Source organism: Orrella marina, from assembly GCF_003058465.1.
In the GTDB taxonomy this organism is placed as follows: domain Bacteria; phylum Pseudomonadota; class Gammaproteobacteria; order Burkholderiales; family Burkholderiaceae_B; genus Algicoccus; species Algicoccus marinus.
This window is the reverse complement of sequence record NZ_CP028901.1, coordinates 1,025,697-1,041,412: the sequence shown is the minus strand read 5'-3', so window position 1 is coordinate 1,041,412 and position 15,716 is coordinate 1,025,697. Positions and strand designations below refer to the sequence as shown.

Here is a 15,716-nt window from a genome sequence, read left to right as displayed (position 1 = left end):
ATGCAATGGTTTTATCTACCGACGTTGCTGCTGGGACTCTGGCTACTGCTCAATGACAGCCTGTCTGTCGGCAACATTGTGCTGGGGTTGATTCTGGCACTTTTCTTCGGGTTCGGTTCGTATGCGTTGCGCCCGCTCAGAGCCAGGCTATCGAGTCCGCTGGTGGCCTTGAAACTGGTGTTCAGAGTCGCACTCGATGTGCTGCGCTCGAATATGGAAGTGGCCAGGATTGTCTGGTTCACCCGGGATCAGGCTACGCCGGGATTCATCAGGATTCCACTTACCATGACCGATCCTCATGGACTGGCGGCACTGTCGTGCATCATCACTTACACCCCGGGTACAGTCTGGTCCGAATTCGTTCAGGAAGAAGGTCTGCTGACCCTGCATGTTCTCGACCTGAAGGATGAAGCGCACTGGATTCACAAGATTCAGCACGATTATGAACGTCCGCTCAAGGAGATATTCAAGTGAGCTCGATTGTCAATCTGGCCTCCATCTTCGCGCTGGGCTGTTTTGTGCTGGGCATCATGCTGGCGGTGTACCGTCTGAGCACGGGCCCCACCATGGCAGACCGGGTGCTGGCACTTGACACCATGTATATCAACGGCATGTTGGTGTTGCTCACACTGGGTCTGAGATTTGATTCTGCACTGTACTTTGATGTGGCCTTGCTGATCTGCGTGTTTGGTTTCGTCGGGTCGGTTGCGATGGCAAAGTTTCTGTTGCGTGGGGAGGTGATCGAGCCATGATGACAGACCTGCCCTTGTGGGCCGAGATCATTGTCTCGCTGCTACTGGTGATCGCCGGGTTCTTTGCGTTCACGGGATCGCTGGGACTCATCCGCCTGCGCGACTTCTACAGCCGCATCCATGCCCCTACCCTGGGCAACACGCTGGCGTCGTTTTGTGTGGTGGTCGCCATCATATTGACCGCGTTCTTTACCGAAGACAGGTTTGTAGCCCACACCCTGTTGGTGAGCTTTTTTCTGATCATCACCTCCCCTATCACAGCGATGTTGCTCATGCGGGCAGCCATCAAACGGGATGTCCTGCGCGAACTGCAAAAGCAGTCGGACAAGACCAGGGAACGGGCGAATGAGCAAGGCAATACCGAGGCTGGCAAGACGCCGTAAAAGGATGCAGGCAGCTTGACCGGTCTTTTGACCGGCCGCTGAACCGCGCTCTGGCACCAGGGCCTGAGTTACTGGGGGTCCCCCCAACCTCGCACCTTCAGCCTTCACTTCTTCACCGTGCGCTTTCTCACCTGACATTTCGCGCCAGGGGAATCGGAACCGGATTGCGCGGAATCACCTGGAATCACCTGGAATCACCCGGGTCAGACGATGCTGGACTTGCGCAGAGAATCAATCGTTTCTTCGTTATATCCGAGATTCATGAGTATCGCCTCGGTATGCTCACCCACACGGGGCGGGGGTGTCCGGATCTCGGGTCCGTCAGTCTCGAACTTGTAGGCTGTTGCCAGAGGTACGGTGATGCCTTTCGACAGACCGCACTCATCGGCAGAGAAAGATTTGAAATAGGCGCGCGTTGCGACCTGCGGATCTTTGACGACGTGGTCAACCGTGACGACCTCGCTTGCTGGCACCCCGGCCTCGTTCAGGGCACATGCCCAGTGACTAGCCGGGTGCCTCAACAGTGCACGAGCGATGGCGTCTCGCAACACTTCGGTATGTTGGCGTCGCGTTGCCGCATCTTTGAATCTTTCATCGCCGAGCCAGTCGCCGAGTCCGACTGTTTGCATCAGGTGTTCGAACTGGTGTTGTTCGTTGATTGCGATTGCCAGCAATCCTTCGCTTGTTTCGAATGTGGTGGATGCCGGAGAGCGACTTGGGGCTTCGTTTCCTCGCCGCCCTGGCACTGTGCCGCTATTCATGTGCGTGGTTAGCAAGGAGGCCATCAGACTCAGGTTTGTGTCGAGCATCGAAAGATCGATGTGCTGGCCCTGACCGGTTCGTTGCCGGTGAAACAGTGCGGCCGCAACGGCAAATGCACCTGCGTGACCCATTGCGTAATCCACAACGGGTGGCCCCGCTTTCAAAGGACCACTCGCATCGGTTCCCGTGACACTCATCAGTCCTGAGGCTGCCTGGATCACACTATCGTATGCCGGGTACCTTGCCTTGGGGCCCTTCTGTCCATAACCAGTCACCGAACAATAAATGATGCCGGGATTGACCTTTCTGGCATCTTCATACCCGATACCCCGTCGGGCCATTGAGCCCGTTCGAAGGTTTTCGATAACGACGTCAGCACTTTGCACCAGTTTCAGGAAAATCTCCTGCCCTTTCGGTGTATCGATGTCCAGCGTCAGCGAGCGCTTGTTGGAACCCTGCGTAATGAATGATGGAGACATGCCCGCATTGCCAAGAATCACATCACCTTCGGAACGCCAGCGAGTGGACTCGCCTTTTATGACTGGCTCGACTTTGATGACGTCTGCTCCAAGCAGAGCAAACTGGTAGGAAAGGTAGGGTCCTGCAAGAACCCGTGTCAGATCAATAATCCGAATTCCTTCAAACGCCTGCATATGATGTTCCTTTTATGAATTTTCCCGCCGGTTCGAACGCGAGCCTCGCCTGCGAACTGAACTATGCCATGGAGGGCGTCTGCCTCCATGGCATAGTGGAGCAATCCTGTCGCTCAGTTGATGATTGCGCCACTACTTTTAACCAGATCCCTCCAGAACTTGTTGTTTTCCTGAAGGAACTCAGAAAACGCTGCTGGCGACGCAGAAACCTTCACGTCGGTGCCAGCCGATTGAATATTCTTTTGAACTTCTTCATTCATCATGGCAGACTCTATGGCAGTGAAGAGCTTCTCGACAACGTCTTGTGGCGTGTTGGCAGGCGCAAAGACGCCATTCCACTGGAAGATCTCGTAGCCTGGCAGCCCAGCTTGTGCCATGCCCTCCAGTTCTGGCACGAGAGCAGTCGCCTCACGGGTAGTAACTGCCAAGCCAACCAGTTCGCCACTCCGGATCAAGCCAAGCGAGGTGGGCGTTGTCGCGAACGTGACCTGTGTATCACCAGCAAGGACAGACGTCACGGACGCTGCGCCGCTTTTGTAGGGCACATGGGTCAGGTCAACGTCCGCCTCCTGCTGGAAGTAAACACCTGCCAGATGCGGGCCAGAACCAAGACCAGACGAGGCGAAGTTCAAAGCGCCAGGATTCTCTTTTGTCCTGGCGATCAAGTCAGAAACCGAACGAATCCCCAGATCCTTGTTGACAGCGAGTAACAACGGGGCGGTCGTTACCTGCGCAACCGGTGTGAAGTCGCTCTGCGTGTAATCGAGTTTCGGGTTGATGGCCGGGCTGATGGTGACGCTGCTTGCACTGGTGAAGAGTAGCGTGTAGCCATCTGGTTTTGCCCGGGCAACATAGCTCGCGCCAATCGATCCGCCGGCGCCGGGCCTGTTCTCAACGACAACAGACTGCCCCAGCTCCAGAGATAGCTGTTTTGCGATGGCGCGTGCAACCACATCTGTCCCGCCACCCGCACCGAACCCAACTATCAGGTGAACAGGCTTGTCTGGAAAGTTATCTGTTGTCGCATGACTTGCGCTGGTGGAAAGAAGCAACAGGATTGACATCGCGAGGCTTGAACTGATCAATGAATGTTTCATATTTGTCTCCTTGTGGTCTAGCAGCAAACGCCGACAGGAGACAACAATAGGTTGCAGAGAATGTCAGGGCAAATGCAAATCTGCATGTCAGAATGCAAGATTCACATACTGAAACCGGACTCAGGCTACAGACTGGGCGTTTGGCTGTATGGCAAGTTGGTGCGATTTAGCGCCTGTTGGATCTGAATCCGGGTGATATGCGGAGCAAATAATCGAATCAGTTCATACGTGAAGTTTCGCAGGTAACTATTCGGGCGCATTACGACACACAAGCTGCTAGAGCTGAACAGGTGACTCGCATCCACTCTGCGCAATCCTGTATCTTTGTCCGGATCGAAGGTGACCGAGGCCAGTATCGCGATGCCAAGCCCCATTTCGACATAAGTCTTGCTGACGTCGGCGTCAATTGCACTGAGTGTGACTTTGGGTGTCAATCCCGCGGCTTGAAACGCACTGTCAACCACAGATCGACCGTTGAAGCCCTCTCCGTAGAGGATGAGGGGATACTGGCAAATGTCCCCAAGTGTCAGCGGGTGTCGGCTCAGCAATGGATGGCCTGGTTGCGTAACAACAATGCGCTGCATCTGATGGCAGGGCAACTGAATGACATCGTCCCGATCGTACACTTCTGCACAGACGGCCAGATCAGCTTGCCCCCTGGCGACCATGTCGCAACACTGGACGGGGCTTCCCTGCAACAACGTGAGCTCTACTCGATCATACTGAGCCATGAAACGCTGGATTGTCCGAGGTAGCGTGTAGCGGGCCTGCGTGTGGGTTGTGGCTAATGTCAGCGTACCGACGTCCTGGTCTTTGGCGTCTTGCGCGAACCGGCGAAGGTTGCTCGCGTCTCCTACGATGCGGCGAGCAACCTCGACAATAAACTCACCATGGGGCGTGAGTCGAAGTAGTCTGTTTCGACTCCGTTCAAACAGAATCGTGCCGAGATCCTCTTCAAGTTGCTGGATTTGTCTGCTCAAGGCCGGTTGCGAACGATGTAGTGCAAAAGCTGCGTCAGACAAATGCAAGTCTTTGTCAATGATTTCGCAAAGTGCTTTCAGGTGGCTGAGCTTCATTGCATCCTTTCCGGTGAAATCGACTGAAACAGACACGGTAAGGCAGCAGACCGCGCCACATTCGCCCGCTCGGCGCAAACGCGTCGCCCGAAATCCGCCAGGTGCCGGTTTGGCCCGGTCAGCACCCGTCAGTCGTCACCCGTCAGTCGTCACATATCGGGTTAATGTCATGACCGACTGCTTTCTTCAGGCGGTTCTGATTCTTTCCTGACGGCGCATGGTCCAGAGCCAGGTCAGACCCACTGCGATCACGACCAGCGGCACGATGGAACCCACATTGAGCCAGAACCAGCCTCGCGTGGTGACCAGTGCACCGGAACTGAAGGATGAAACGGCCATGATGAAAAACACGCTGAAGTTGATGGCAGCCTGGGCCTTGTCTTTCTCTTCAGGTCTGTAGGACTGCATCGCCAGGTTGGTTGCCCCTGTGAAGAGGAAGTTCCACCCAACACCTAGCAAGAAGAGAGAAATCAGGAACTGCTCATAGGAGGTACCCGAGAGTGCCACCACCACACAGACAATGTTCAGCAGCAGTCCCACCCACATCACTTCCAGTGTGCCGTAGCGCTTGATGAGTGAACCTGTAAAAAATCCCGGGGCAAACATGCCGATCACATGCCACTGGATAACGGTTGCCGATTCGGCAAACGAGAAGCCTTGCACATCCATGGCAAGCGGAGTGGCCGCCATGAGAAGATTCATAACGCCGTATCCCAGCGAGCCACCGATCATTGCAACGATGAAGATGGGTTGACTGATGATCTCTGACAGTGGTCGGCCCGAACTGCTCGTGGTTTGCGACCTCACTTCATCTGGAAACGAGATCTGGGTCATGACGATCAACCCGGTGATCCCGACAATCGTGAGAACCAGATAGGGGCCCAGGAATGGGACAGCCATGATGTCCTTGGACCATGAAGCAAGGTTGGGTCCAGCGACCGCGCCGATCAGACCCCCAGCAAGTACCCAGGAAATGGCTTTCTCGCGATGGGTGGCAGCTGTCAGTTCAGGGGCCGCAAAGCGGTAGAGCTGGCCATTGGCACTGTAGTAGCCCGCGATGAAGGTTCCTGCAACCAGAGTCCAGAAACTCTGGCTCCAGGCCGCATAGGCACAGATGAGCGACGATAAAATTGCCACCAGCAAACCGATCTGGAACGATCGCTTGCGTCCATAGCGGCTTTGCGTCCTGGCCACTAGCGAAGTCGAGAGCGCCCCACCGACCACATAACCCATGACGGGCAAGGTCGCCATCCAGGGAATGGGGGTCAGGTTGAACCCGACCAGTCCGTTGATAGCGATGAAAGTGACGTTGTTGATCAGAAACAGTCCCTGGCACAGGATGAGAAGAACCAGATTCTTGTTAAAAAAACGCGGGTCAGTTGTCATGGGTGTCTGAAATATGGGCCAGTAGCCGGGTCAGCTCAACGATCAGGTGCGACGCTCGATCAGCGGCTGTGTTTTAAGGAATATTCTATAAATTAGTAAACAATAATACTATCTGGCGAACCTCAGATCAGAGAACAAGGTGTCGCCAGACTCATTGAGCTGTCTCACATCCTAATCAGCCCGGATTTCGAATCCGGGCTGCGCACCTGGCTTCAAGTACTCACCTGGCCCGTGATTGCAGGTGTGCAAGGACCTGCTCGGATACAGGCACCCCTTCAGCAAGCGCCTGTCGATAACGATCGAGCTCGATTTCGCCAGGGACAATCACTGGACGGTCCGGATCCGATGCCGGGGTGTCATGCAGAATCCCTGCAAAGTCCTGCATCCGCTCGGTCAGCCACTCTGTGGAACCCAGTTTGCGCGTATCGATCAGCAAGAAAAAATGGCCAAGTTTCGATGGCTCACCCGGCTCATCAGACCAGGACTTCACGTGAGTGAGGTAAGACGAACCGGATAGCAATCCTGCAAACAGATCCACGGCCAGCGCGAGCCCATACCCTTTGTGTCCCCCAATGGCGAGCAGAAACCCGCTCAAGGCCCTGGCCGGATCGGAGGTCGGTCGCCCTTCGATATCGGTGGCCCAGGTGTCGGGAATGGACTCTCCTTTCTGCATGGCCTGACGTATCTTGGCGCGCGCGGCCACGCTTAAGGCCATATCGAGAATGAAGGGATCTCCCCCAGGGTTGGGAACGCCAAACGCCAGAGGGCTGTTACCCAGCCTTGATTCCTTGCCGCCCCAAGGGGCTATCGTCAGGCTGGCGTTGCTGCAGATGAAGGAAGCGAAACCTTCCTGTGCTGCCAGGTAGCAATACGGTGCGATCGGCCCGAAGTGATTGCTGGCGCGGGCGAACACAGCCCCTACCCCGGCGTGGCGTGCCTGTTGCATTGCCTGGCGCAGACTGATTTGTCCGACCAGCGGCCCAATGGCGTCGTCCCCATCCACTCGACTCATGGCCAGCCCGACCTCTTCAATACGAATGTCGGGGTCACGCTTGACGCCGCCAAGCTCGATGCGTTCACCATAGGACTGCACGCGGCTCAATCCATGGGTATGCAGGCCAAACATATCGGCCAGGACCAGAATCTCGGCAGTTTGTTCGGCATGCGACGGGCTCAGTCCGTACGACTGCAAGGCACTGACAGCGAGTGCTGTCAGCCGGGTCTGTTCAATTCTGTCCACGATGCTGCTTTCCACGTTAGGTTGTCTGGTGTTCGTACTGGTTCCTGCCACGGCGATTGGTCGACACGTCGAGCCATCGGAGTTGTGCCGGCGCTTGCGATGGTGGCGATCTGGCGCCAGGGCCTCTCGTCATTTCGCTTTCATCGTCTTGACTTGATGCATCACTCCTACCACCACCTCGGCGAGGGCCCAGAGAACGAATGTGCAGTATGCACGGCGGCATGATGTCGGGCAACAGGATCGTGTGTGATCATTGAGAGAAGGTACGTGCGAAGTGGCCTGCTTAGCCGGGAATTAGCCGGGAATTAGCCGGCAGTATGAGACATGAGGGATGTTGCCCACGGGCAGCGCTCCAGGGACGTCCGCTCGTCAGAGTTCCAGGGATTTATCCAGCAACGAGTACCGCAACGAGTACGCAAGCGTGTCTGGAAGTCAGTGGATGTGAGTGACGGGATATTCGGTTGAGTTGTCTGGAGCGACGCGCCCACGCTACGACCGATGTTTGTCTGATTTCTGAAACATTTCAGCTGTCTGGTCCATCACGCGGAACACTCAGGGTTGTCTAATCTGCAAAATTGTTGATTTTGCTGTTAGCCTTGGCGCAGCCATATCAGGCGAAGTGCGATGTTAGTAGTACCAGGTGTTCAGGAAAGTGTACGCAGTACCGCGTTGCCAGCCCCTACCGTGTCACAGCCTGCACTTTGTGATGCGATTGTTCAGTTAGCTGCGTGCGGTATGCTCCATGCATACTGTTCTGACCGCCCAGGATCAGTACGGGTAGTTTCAACGTTCGAAGTTTGATGATCAATCACTGCTGTCCGGTTAACTTTCGAATAATTTCAATTGCTTAGGAAGATCGGTTCGTTCATTCTGGTCATCAGTCTCTCGAAAGACGCATAAAAGCTGGGTTTTCTCGAAGACAGACACCGACAGAATCTGTAGCAAAGTGTAGAGTGAGGCCTCAATTTGAAGTTCCTTTTTCACAATGGCAATCAGTACGTAGGTCGAGACAGCGCACCAGATCTGCGTCTTGACCGCGTTCTCGCTGTTGCCCAGGAATTTCTTGATCCTGAGGTGTTGCTTGATCCACTTGAAGAACAGTTCGACCTGCCAGCGATTCTTGTAAAGCGTGGCAATCGTCAGGGGCGCGAGCGCAAAGTTGTTGGTCAGAAAGACCAGCGTTTTGCCCGTCGTGGGATCTTTGAACCGGATCCTTCGCAGTTGCTCTGGGTAGTGTCGTGCGGCAAGAAATCCGTTGAACACCACCGTCTGATCGCAGATGACGCCACTCTGTCGATCGGTACGCCGCGAGTAGATCCTTCGCATCCGGGTATTGGACTTGGCTCGGGTGACAAAGAACGCGCCGCGCTGATGCATCGCAAACAGACGAGCAAAGTCGAGGTAGCCGCGGTCCATGACATAGAACGAACCTGCCTCCACAGGCATGACGTCGAGCACGTTGACGTCGTGCATCTTGCCGTTGCTGATATGGATGAAAGCCGGGATGCTTCCTCGAAGATCGAGCAGTGTATGCATCTTGACCGCTGCTTTGGTCTGTCGAAAGCTGGCCCAGTCGAACAGACTCAGGCAGAGGTCGATCGTAGTGGAGTCCAGTGCATAGACTGTGTTCTTGAGATCGAGGCCGACCAGATCCGTGTCGCTGTACAGTTTGCGGGCACGTTTGATCAGCAACGCCGCAAGATCGGACCAGATGCGCCAGTCCCGAGACTCGTTGGCATCGGCCAGGGTCGAGCGACGAATGCTGTGACGAAAGCCCATACCGTAGAGCTTGCTGGGATGTGCACCGAGCGTGACTTCGATATCTCTCAGACTTTCTCGCCAGGTCAACTGCGCAAAGGCCATGACTCGAAATTGCTCTGCACAGCTCAACCGGCGAACCCGTGTGTTGCCACCGTAGCGCTCGACAATCCGGCCAAAGCTCGTCCAGGGCACGAACTCCATGAGTTGCGCAAACAAGGTCTTGCCGACGTTCATGAGCCACTCCCAAAAGGTCTACCCTTTCGAAAGTACTCAAAAATGAAGAATTCAGTTTCAAATCGGCACCAAACAAAATCGTCTCGAAAGCCGCGCCAATACTGGCTTTCACTGAAAAAATTACCGGTTTAACCGGACACTAGTGATGATCAATATATCGTTCTTTCAGTCCATACCGGAGATAAATCATGAACAAGCCCAGTCTTCACAAGCTGTCGGCAGTCGCGCTACTGACCGGTGCAATGGCGATGAGCATTGCGCCTGCACCCGTGTCAGCCCAGAAGGCTCCGTTCGAGAACGCAACCATGATGGTTGGCTTCTCGGCTGGTGGTGGTACTGACACCACGACCCGTACTGTTGCCAACCAGGTTGGCCTGGACAATGAGGGGCTGGCGATTGCAGTATTGAACCGTCCCGGTGCCGGTGGTGTAGTGGCCCAGCAGAGTCTGTTGACGGCACCCAAGGATGGATCCACCATCATGCTGACTTCCGTGGGGCCGCTCACGGTGCTGCCTCATCTGTCAAAAGTCGGCTTTGATGTGAAGCAGGACTTTGTCCCAATCTCGATGGCCGTGAACTTTCCCAACATCCTGGTGGTTCCGTCTTCGTTAGGTGTCAAGACATTTGACGAGTTCATCGAGTACGCAAAGAAGAATCCTGGCAAGGTGAACTACGGCTCTTCAGGGATTGGTGCTGCTTCGCACATGGCAGGCGAGATGCTCAACCAGCGGGCTGGCATTGACATGCTGCACATCCCGTACAAGGGTGGAGCACCCGCAATGAACGACCTGATCACCGGTCGGGTGGATGCCTACTTTGGCGTACCCTCTTCAGTCAAGCCGCACATCGAATCTGGTGCGCTGATCCCCATCGCATCGTCTGGTGAAACGCGTTCGATCCATTATCCGGACATCCCTGCGCTGGGCGAACTCTATCCAGGATTTAACGCAACCAACTGGTACGCATTCATCGGACCGGCTGGCATGCCGCCCGAGACAGTACAGTGGTGGAACCAGGCAATCGTCAAGGCTCTCAAGAACCCGGATGTGCAGGAGCGCCTGAGCAAGGTGGGCCTGGATATTGAAACCTCGACGCCCGAGGAACTTGCCAGGATCATCGACAGCGAGTCGCAAATGTGGTCTGCCATCATTCAAGAGCGTGGTATCAAGCTCAACTGATGTGAACAATGCAGGTGTGGGTGTGATCAGTCGATTTCGCTGATGAGCTTGCATCGGACCTGACTCTGCCAGAGCAATCAGATCGATGTGATTCACCGAGTTCACTGCAGATCGATCCGATCCACCCGTTTTTATGATGCGCCTGTGACAGTGATGTCCGGGCGCATTGTTTCTGGGTCCAGGGACACTGGCGAGCCGTCTTTATGTCGAAACGGTGGTCTCGGGACCACTCCAGCGCAGTGGCAATCTCTGGATGGCTCCGAGCCTGTTCCTGTTCGCTGTCGACACACTGACCAGTATCCCTGAATCCATCGAACTTTCCGATTGAGCGTATCAAACATGTCTGTAGCATCCCGAAGCGATCCCGTCGCCGTTGAGCTGGCCCGTCGAATTGTGAGTTTTGAGGTTGACCGTATTTCTGAGCAGGCGATTGAGTCATCCAGACTGGCGATACTGGATACCGTCGGTGTCACACTGGCGGGTGTGAATGAAGCGAGTGTTCGCAAACTGATGGCGGCCATCGGTGTCTCTGGCGAGTCCGGACCGGCAAGTATTCTTGGTACACGATTACGGGCAACCCTGCTCGATGCTGCCATGGTCAACTCGACCGCGTCGCATGCGCTGGATTACGATGATTTCAGCCAGCCAATGGGCGGTCATCAGTCGGTTCCGCTTGTCTGCTCGTTGCTGGCGCTGGCTGAGCAGGAGGCGCGTTCCGGACTGGATCTCATCCGGGCTTATGTGATCGGGATTGAAACCGAGATTCGTGTTGCCCGATCCGTGAATTTTCATCACTACGACAAGGGATGGCATCCAACTGCGACCATCGGTATCTTCGGGACGGTGGCAGCATGCGGTTACCTGTTGAGTCTGTCTCAGGCGCAGATGGCGACTGCGCTGGCGATCGCCACCTCCATGGCGAGTGGGATCAAAGCCAATTTCGGGACGATGGTCAAGCCATTGCATGTCGGCCAGTGTGCGCGCAACGGCCTGCTCGCCGTCCTGCTGGCGCGCGAAGGGTTTGATGCCAACACCACTGCCTTTGAGCACAAGCAGGGATTTTTCAATGTCTTTAACGGTACAGGCAACTTCAACCCCGACAGAATATTCGAGGACTGGGCTGATCCGCTTGAGGTGCTTGGCGAGCAGATGGGTCTGAAGCAGTTTCCAAGCTGTGGTAGCGCTATTCCTGCCGTGACCATGATGCTGCAACTGCGCAAGGAGGAGGCATTTTCTCTTGAGGATGTTCAGGCCATCGAGATCCTGTTACACAAGCGACGCCTGGTCCATACCGATGATCCGGATCCGGGAACGCCTATGGCCGCAAAATTTTCGGCTCAATATGCCGTGTGCCGGGCACTGGTCAGTCAGGCCGTGAGGATTGCCGATTTCGAGGGGGATGCATTTCACGATCCAGAGGTCCGGGCCATGATGGCGCGTTCTACGACTCGCGCGCATCCCGACATGGCAGACGACTCACCAAACCAGTTCGGTGCCGAGGTTCGCGTCACCCTCGTTAACGGTACGGTTCTGTCCAGAAAAGTCGATAACCTTCCGGGTCGTGGCATTCACTATCCAATGACTCCGGCGGAGTTGTGGGATAAATACAGCGACTGTGCACAGGTCTCTCTTCCGTCTGCTTGCGTCAAGGCGTCGTTTGATCGTCTGCTGGGTCTCGAGAAACTTCGAGATATCCGCGAACTCACTGCTTTGCTTCGTCCCTGACGCACAGGCCGCTGACCTGGTCCTGAACCCTATAGCGGTCGGGCAAGCAGTGCGAGCAAGGGTTCGACTGTTTGCGCTTTGTCGATCGTTTCGGTCAGTCGAATGTATTCATCAATGGTCGAGCTATTCAGAATCCCGCCAACGACGTGTCTGAACTTGTAAACCACTTCATCATGGGACAAGGGATTCTCAGGGCTGCCACGGCGGTTCAGGATCTCGTGGTGGACTGTTCTACCGTCTGTCAGGTCAATCTGCACCCTGGCTGCATGGCGGTAGCCAGGGCCCATGGCATCAATCTCCGGGTCGACTGATGCTTGAATCTTCTGGATAAAGTTCATGATCGCTGGATCGGTGATTCGGCTCTGGTCGTACTGGGCAACGAATGCCATGCCGTCCAGTGCGGTGACCGCGATACCGTAATAGAGATTCATCTGTGCCGCGGTGACGCCTTGCGCCCGGTACTCCCAGGCACAGTGGGTGTGAGTCATCTGGCTCACGCCAATCCTGACTTCACGAATCTGATCCGGGGCGATTGAGTGGGTTTGAAGCAAATGGGCAAACGCATCCAGCGCACTGTGAATACTGGTGACGCAGGCGTGAGGTTTGTATCCAACCTTTGCCGTTTCCCACTGGACTCCCAGGCCATCGAGCAGTCGTGAATAGTTCGGTTTGCTGGAGTAACTGTTCAGATAGCCGCCATAGGGTGCCTCCAGAACGTCCTCGATGCCTGTGAATCCACGTGCTGCCAGCAGGGCTGAGTAAACACCGCTCTGCGCTGCCCGGCCGCTATGAAACCGCTTGACCATGGCGCCTTCTTGCGCTGCCATCAGTCCGCCTGCCTGGGAGCCCACAATACCCAGCGCATGTAGCGTTTGCTCGGTGTCTAGATTCATCATGCGTGCCGCGCAGGCTGCCGCCACAAACACGCCCGATGTCCCTTGCGGGTGGAACCCGCGAAAGAAAAGGTCCATGGTCGCCGCGTTACCGACCCGGGTGCCGAGTTCGTAGCCGGCAACCATGCCAGTCAAGACATCCTGTCCTGAAACAGATTTGGCCCGTTTCTTATCACCCACCGTCGGGGAGAATCCGGTTCGTGCGAGCTGCGCATAGCCGAGCACAATGGGTGTTGCAATCGAACCGGCGTGGATGATCGATTCCTTATGGATATCGTCCAGCTCAAACGCATGACCGGCAGTCGAATTGACCAGCACTGCATTTGAGAGGGATGTCCAGCGATCCGTCCCCCAGATCGAGACCTGCTTCACGGATTCTTCAAGGTCAACCATGTCGCTGACGTGACGCGTCCAGGGTAGTGTCGCCCCATAGAGACAGCATCCGATACTGTCCAGCATGCTGGTTCTCATGCGAGCGATGACTTCGTCAGGAATATCGTCAAACATGAGACTGGAAACAAACGTCGCAAGCGCTCTGCTCTGGCCCTGGCCGGGCTCTGCTCCCACTGCCGTCGTGGTACTGGTGTTTTCGTCTGGACCTTGGTATGAAAGGTCATTGCCTGTTGAATACCCGGTCTGGCTGCCTGCAGTTGTCATGTTGTCGTATTCCCCGTCCAGTCATATGGTGCATTGTGCGAGGTGAGGCCCCGAAAAGCCTTTCTCGCTGGCATAGCTCGCTGACACTGCTGTGCCGCATTAACGCATCCTCCCCCGCCAGGAGCAAGTCTGCTAACGGCTTCGCATCTGATTGCGTACATGATACGGTGTGCTCTGCCCGACCGGATAAACGCTGTGAACTGCTGCGTACATCAAGGAGAACGTTCGGATCGGTGTAAACCAGGCGAGGCGTTGAGGTCAGTCACCCGCGAAGCAGTATTCCAAAAAGAACAACTCAATGGAACGATGCAAGCCGTCCCAGGCTGCCAGGGGCCTTGAAGGGCCGCCGTATCGGCGATACGTGTACGTGGAGTGGTGCACAGCGACTTGATGTATATGGATTGGTGCACCTCACCGCACTAGTTACTCAGAGCTGATTGGCAAATGCGGTCAGCGTGTTATCAATCAAATCCGTGATCAGGTCGATCTCCTCGCGTGTCACAATCAAAGGTGGCGCAACCATGAGCCATTCTCCGTAACGCCCCTGGGCGGTCCGCCGTGAGTACAGGAGCAGGCCTCGTTGCATGGCAAGGTTCACGATGGTCGAGATGGCATTGATGCCCCCCGGGAAAACAGTTTTGGACGCTTTGTCAGAAACGATCTCCAGCGCCATGAGCAAGCCTTTGCCGCGCACGTCACCGATCACTTCGTGCCTGGTCTGCAGGGCAAGAAGCTTCTCACGAAGATACTCGCCCATAACGGCCGAGTTATGAGGGAGATCATTGTCAATCGTTTCCTGCATCGTTGCCACGCCGATCGCACATGAGAGCGGATTCGACGAGTAGGTGTGGCCGTGCATGAATCCGCCAGTTGATGAAATTTCTTCCACCATCGAACGGGATGCAAGCACTGCACCAAGCGGTGTGTATCCCGAAGCAAGACCTTTGGCCAGTGTCACCAGGTCTGGCTGCACATTCTGAAACTGGTGCGAGGTCAGAAATGTACCTGTTCGTCCGACACCACTCATGACCTCATCGAAAATCAGCAGTACACCATGGCGGGTACAGATCTCCCGGACTCGGCGGCAGTAGGCTTCGGTCGATACCAGCGCGCCTGTGGCGAGCCCTCCAACGGGTTCCATGATGAACGCCAGCACGGTCTGAGGCCCTTCTTGCTCAATGATGTTTTCAAGTTCGTCCGCACACGCCATAGCATAGGTCTCGGCCGTCTGACCATCCGGTATCCGGTAGCTAAACGGTGCTGGAGCCTTGGGCATGATCCGGGTCATCACACCGTACATACCTTCTGATACGAAGTCTCCGCTCACGCCGACTGCACCGAGCGTCGATCCGTGATAACTCGGATTACGGGAAATAACCTTCCAGCGCGACGATTCTCCCCGTACAACGGCGTGTTGCCGGGCCAGTTTCATCGCAGCTTCGGTGGCTTCGGAGCCGCCTGACACAAAAAATGCGCGTTCCAGTCCCGGTCCAGCGTGTTGAGCAATCAGATCGGCGAGCTGCGCGTTCGCGTCGTTCTCAAAGAATAGCCTGCTTGCATAGGAAACCTTTTCCATCTGGCGCATCGCTGCCTGCATAACACGCTGGTTGCCATGTCCAATGTTGACGGCAATCGGACCGGAGGATGCATCCACGTATCGCTTGCCTGTCGTGTCCCAGAGGTAAATGCCCTCTCCTCTGGCGACCGTGGGTCTTCGGGCCTCAGTGGGACTCTGGTAGAAGAACTGAACCGGGCCTCCTTGTCGAGGGCGTGCGTCTGCTGAACTGGAAGGATGGCTTGCAGTGCAGGACTGGGATGGGCTGCCAGATTCGCTTCTGTCTGAGGATGTTCGCGTACTCATCGCATTTGTCCCTGATCATCCATCGCGGCCATCTGGTCTACATTGTTGTCAGACTGTG

At 55.6% G+C, this 15,716-nt stretch carries 14 protein-coding genes; 6 read left to right on the top strand and 8 right to left on the bottom strand.

From position 1 onward, the window contains the following. The 3 genes from DBV39_RS04630 to mnhG are packed head-to-tail and all read left to right on the top strand — an operon-like array spanning position 1 to position 1,135. The gene (locus DBV39_RS04630; protein WP_265416037.1) at positions 1 to 474 is read left to right on the top strand and encodes a Na+/H+ antiporter subunit E; all 474 of its coding nucleotides are present in this window, start codon (positions 1 to 3) and stop codon (positions 472 to 474) included. Then, positions 471 to 752: a K+/H+ antiporter subunit F gene (locus DBV39_RS04625; protein WP_108620545.1), complete on the top strand. Its 282-nt coding sequence runs from the start codon at positions 471 to 473 to the stop codon at positions 750 to 752. The genes DBV39_RS04630 and DBV39_RS04625 overlap by 4 nt, the downstream gene beginning before the upstream one ends. After that, entirely contained in the window at positions 749 to 1,135 is a 387-nt protein-coding gene (gene mnhG, locus DBV39_RS04620; RefSeq protein ID WP_108620544.1) for a monovalent cation/H(+) antiporter subunit G, read from the top strand. Before DBV39_RS04625 ends, mnhG begins: the two co-directional genes overlap by 4 nt. 203 nt (positions 1,136 to 1,338) lie before the next feature. Here mnhG and DBV39_RS04615 read toward each other — a convergent pair whose 3' ends face one another. The 5 genes from DBV39_RS04615 to DBV39_RS04595 form a co-directional block, all read right to left on the bottom strand. Next, positions 1,339 to 2,550 carry a CaiB/BaiF CoA transferase family protein gene (locus DBV39_RS04615; protein ID WP_108620543.1) on the bottom strand — a complete coding sequence of 404 codons (1,212 nt, stop codon included), beginning with the start codon at positions 2,548 to 2,550 and terminating at the stop codon, positions 1,339 to 1,341. A gap of 113 nt (positions 2,551 to 2,663) precedes the next feature. Further along, positions 2,664 to 3,647, bottom strand: coding sequence for a Bug family tripartite tricarboxylate transporter substrate binding protein (locus tag DBV39_RS04610; RefSeq protein ID WP_227870810.1), 984 nt, complete (start codon positions 3,645 to 3,647; stop codon positions 2,664 to 2,666). Between the two features lie 125 nt (positions 3,648 to 3,772). After that, the gene (locus DBV39_RS04605; RefSeq protein WP_108620542.1) at positions 3,773 to 4,723 is read right to left on the bottom strand and encodes a LysR substrate-binding domain-containing protein; all 951 of its coding nucleotides are present in this window, start codon (positions 4,721 to 4,723) and stop codon (positions 3,773 to 3,775) included. Positions 4,724 to 4,909: 186 nt separating this feature from the next. Beyond that, positions 4,910 to 6,109, bottom strand: coding sequence for an MFS transporter (locus DBV39_RS04600; protein WP_108620541.1), 1,200 nt, complete (start codon positions 6,107 to 6,109; stop codon positions 4,910 to 4,912). Between the two features lie 220 nt (positions 6,110 to 6,329). Beyond that, positions 6,330 to 7,349 (bottom strand): Ldh family oxidoreductase, encoded by a 1,020-nt coding sequence (locus DBV39_RS04595; protein ID WP_227870809.1) that lies wholly within the window; start codon positions 7,347 to 7,349, stop codon positions 6,330 to 6,332. Between the two features lie 324 nt (positions 7,350 to 7,673). Between DBV39_RS04595 and DBV39_RS19420 the strand changes: the two genes are divergently transcribed. Then, complete coding sequence (locus DBV39_RS19420) at positions 7,674 to 7,814, top strand: hypothetical protein (protein ID WP_159078801.1); 141 nt, start codon at positions 7,674 to 7,676, stop codon at positions 7,812 to 7,814. Positions 7,815 to 8,171: 357 nt separating this feature from the next. Here DBV39_RS19420 and DBV39_RS04590 read toward each other — a convergent pair whose 3' ends face one another. Then, a complete protein-coding gene (locus DBV39_RS04590) occupies positions 8,172 to 9,344 on the bottom strand; it encodes an IS4 family transposase (protein ID WP_407669199.1) in 1,173 nt (390 codons plus the stop codon). Positions 9,345 to 9,532: 188 nt separating this feature from the next. Between DBV39_RS04590 and DBV39_RS04585 the strand changes: the two genes are divergently transcribed. Next, positions 9,533 to 10,522, top strand: a complete 990-nt coding sequence (locus DBV39_RS04585) for a Bug family tripartite tricarboxylate transporter substrate binding protein (RefSeq protein WP_108620540.1) — start codon at positions 9,533 to 9,535, stop codon at positions 10,520 to 10,522. A 339-nt stretch (positions 10,523 to 10,861) separates the two neighbouring features. Beyond that, positions 10,862 to 12,247 (top strand): MmgE/PrpD family protein, encoded by a 1,386-nt coding sequence (locus DBV39_RS04580; RefSeq protein WP_108620539.1) that lies wholly within the window; start codon positions 10,862 to 10,864, stop codon positions 12,245 to 12,247. Between the two features lie 29 nt (positions 12,248 to 12,276). Here the strand turns inward: DBV39_RS04580 and DBV39_RS04575 are convergent, their stop codons facing one another. Continuing rightward, the gene (locus DBV39_RS04575; RefSeq protein WP_108620538.1) at positions 12,277 to 13,797 is read right to left on the bottom strand and encodes an MmgE/PrpD family protein; all 1,521 of its coding nucleotides are present in this window, start codon (positions 13,795 to 13,797) and stop codon (positions 12,277 to 12,279) included. 427 nt (positions 13,798 to 14,224) lie between these two features. After that, positions 14,225 to 15,658, bottom strand: a complete 1,434-nt coding sequence (locus tag DBV39_RS04570; RefSeq protein WP_108620537.1) for an aminotransferase family protein — start codon at positions 15,656 to 15,658, stop codon at positions 14,225 to 14,227. Between the last annotated feature and the right edge of the window lie 58 nt (positions 15,659 to 15,716).